This is a genomic window from Methylobacterium sp. WL103 (assembly GCF_008039885.1).
GTDB classification, from domain to species: domain Bacteria; phylum Pseudomonadota; class Alphaproteobacteria; order Rhizobiales; family Beijerinckiaceae; genus Methylobacterium; species Methylobacterium cerastii.
Map to the genome: position 1 here is coordinate 1 of NZ_VRUX01000599.1, position 2,515 is coordinate 2,515.

2 protein-coding genes and 1 pseudogene are annotated in these 2,515 nt (G+C 71.7%); 1 reads left to right on the forward strand and 2 read right to left on the reverse strand.

What is annotated here, in order from left to right; genetic code table 11:
- Positions 1-191, forward strand: a pseudogene (locus FV222_RS22945) (sodium:proton antiporter); the annotation flags it as partial.
- A 291-nt stretch (positions 192-482) separates the two neighbouring features.
- On the opposite strand, the gene gshB reads toward FV222_RS22945, so the two are convergent.
- Both gshB and FV222_RS22955 read right to left on the reverse strand, forming a co-directional pair.
- Positions 483-1,427 carry a glutathione synthase gene (gshB, locus tag FV222_RS22950; protein WP_147815720.1) on the reverse strand — a complete coding sequence of 315 codons (945 nt, stop codon included), beginning with the start codon at positions 1,425-1,427 and terminating at the stop codon, positions 483-485.
- 121 nt (positions 1,428-1,548) lie between these two features.
- Entirely contained in the window at positions 1,549-1,812 is a 264-nt protein-coding gene (locus FV222_RS22955) for a hypothetical protein (protein ID WP_147754479.1), read from the reverse strand.
- Positions 1,813-2,515 lie beyond the last annotated feature (703 nt).

Below are 2,515 nucleotides of genomic sequence, written 5' to 3' on the forward strand. Positions count from 1 at the left end.
AGGCCCACGAGGAGGGCCGCGCCCCGGAATCCCTGCCCACCGACGGCCCGCGCCGCCGCGCCATCACCGCCGCCCGCGACACGGTCATGCGCCTGCGCCGCGAGGGCGCGATCGGCGACGACGCCTACTTCGTGCTGGAGGAGGAGTTCGACTGGGCCGAGCTCAACGCGACGCCGAAGGCGGAGACGTGAGGGCCACATCGTCTACGTTCTAAACGGAAGGAGCGACCTATGAGCAGGCGTGATCCCGGGCTGGGCTACGTCCCGAACGACGCCTACGCCGAGGCAGATTAGGCAGCGGTCGACAGCCCGCCGCTGACCGACGCCGAGCTGGCGCGGACGCGGGCCGGCGTCGAGGGCATGCTGCCCGCTATGGCGGAGGCCTTCGGCCGCCGAACGGCGGGGCAACCGCAATCGGCCCGGGCGCGCAGGAAACGTGGCGCCAAGCGTTCGGAATGACCGCGCACACCCGAAGGCCGACCGTCAGACCGCCACCCGCGCCTCGATCGCGTCCCACACGCTCACGGCGAGGTCCGGGCCGCCGAGGCGCTTGATCGCGCGGATGCCGGTGGGGGAGGTGACGTTGATCTCGGTGAGGTGCCCGTCGATCACGTCGATGCCGACGAGGATCAGGCCGCGGCGGCGCAGCTCCGGGCCGATCGTGGCGCAGATCTCGCGCTCGCGCTCGGTCAGGTCCGAGGGCCGGGCGGCGCCGCCGCGGACCATGTTGGAGCGGATGTCGTTCAAGGCCGGCACGCGGTTGATCGCGCCCATCGGCTCGCCGTCGACGAGGATGATGCGCTTGTCGCCTTCGGTGATCTTCTCGAGGAAGCGCTGTACCACCCACGCCTCGCGGAAGGTGACCGAGAACAGGTCGAACATCGAGCCGAAGTTCGGGTCGGTCTCGGAGACGCGGAACACCGCCGCGCCGCCGTGGCCGTGCAGCGGCTTCATCGCCACGGTGCCGTGCTCGCGGCGGAATTCCTCGATCTCCGCCTTGTCGCGGGAGATCAGCGTCGGCGGCATCAGCTCGGGGAAGTCGAGGACGAAGAGCTTCTCGGGCGCGTTGCGCACCTCGGCCGGGTTGTTCACCACCAGCGTCTGCGGGTGGATCTTCTCCAGCATGTGGGTCGCGGTGATGTAGGCCATGTCGAAGGGCGGGTCCTGGCGCATCAGCACCACGTCGGCCTCGGACAGGTCGATCCGCTCGATCTCGCCGAGCGTCGCGTGTGCGCCCTCCACGTCCTGCACGCTCAGCGCCTGGACGCGGGCGGTGACGCGGCGGCCCTGCATCGAGAGCCGGTCGGGGGTGTAGTAGATCAGCCGGTGGCCGCGCGCCTGCGCTTCGAGCAGCAGGGCGAAGGTGGTGTCGCCGGCGATGCGGATCGCCTGGATCGGGTCCATCTGGACCGCAACGGTCAAGGCCATGTCGTCGGGCTCCGCTCGTGACGCGGCCGGCTCCCGGGGGACGATCCATCCCCCGGAACGAGCCGGCCGCTCGTCGTCCACCATCCTCGAACCGGGCGCGTCGCGGACGCGCCCGAAGCGATCAATCCTCCGGCATCGACTTTCCGCCGGTGCGCTTGTCGTAGTCGCCGATGGCGTTGCGGCACTCGGGCGACAGGCGCTTGCGGTTGCGCGTCATGCACTGCTCGGCCGCCGGGCTGTTCGGGTCGACGCCGGCGCAGAGGCGGAAATAGTCGTTGGCGCAGCCGAGCTGCAGCCCCTGGTCCTCGCGCTGAGCCTGAGCCGGGCTGCCGGCGAGCGCCAGCAGGGCGAGCGGGAGGCCTGCCAGCGCCGCGGAGCGGAGCATCCGGGGCAGAAGCGCGCCACGGGCGTGTCGAAACGTGTCCAGTCGCATCCAGCGTGGTCCTTGCATGTCGGCCGTGGGAACCCCGGCGTCGGATCCGCCCGAGGGCGGCATCCGCGAATGGCCCGGCATATCGGTCTCCGGCGTCGCTAGGCAAGCGTCGCGACCGTGCGACGGTTCCGCTTCCACCCCTCGGCGACCGCAATGCAGCATCCGCCGTGGGAGCCCGTCGAGGCCGCAATGCGGCATTCGCGCCGCAGGTGCCGGCGGAGGCCGACCGGGAAACGCCCTCCGACAAACGAAGAAGGGCCCCGCCCGGGTCGCGAGCAGGGCCCAGTCGTTGGGAGGAAACGCCCGCCATGGGCGAATCCTCCCTCGCAAGGCGCAGGCCAACCGCGTGCGAACCTCTGGCCGACCCCCTTCCAGCCCCCTTCCAGCCCCCTCGCGTGGCGCCGCGCGGACACCTCCGGCGACGACGCCGAAGCAGGTCGCCGGAGGTCCTGCCGGGAAACGGTCCGTTAACCATGGCGTGCTGATCTGCCGGCATCGACACGCCGTCGCCCTTGCCGACGCCCCGCCCCGGGGCCCGGGCGCGATGCCCGGATAAGCCGACAGGTGCCTGCCATGACCATCTCCCGATCGACCGCCCCCCGCCCCGCCGCGCTCCGCTCCGACACGCCGACGCCGGAGGGCGCCCAGCGCGCAC

What these genes read in the sequence shown, in the direction of transcription:
- FV222_RS22955 (WP_147754479.1), bottom strand. Translation starts at nt 1,812, where the DNA reads ATGCTCCGCTCCGCGGCGCTGGCAGGCCTCCCGCTCGCCCTGCTGGCG.
- gshB (WP_147815720.1), bottom strand. Translation starts at nt 1,427, where the DNA reads ATGGCCTTGACCGTTGCGGTCCAGATGGACCCGATCCAGGCGATCCGC.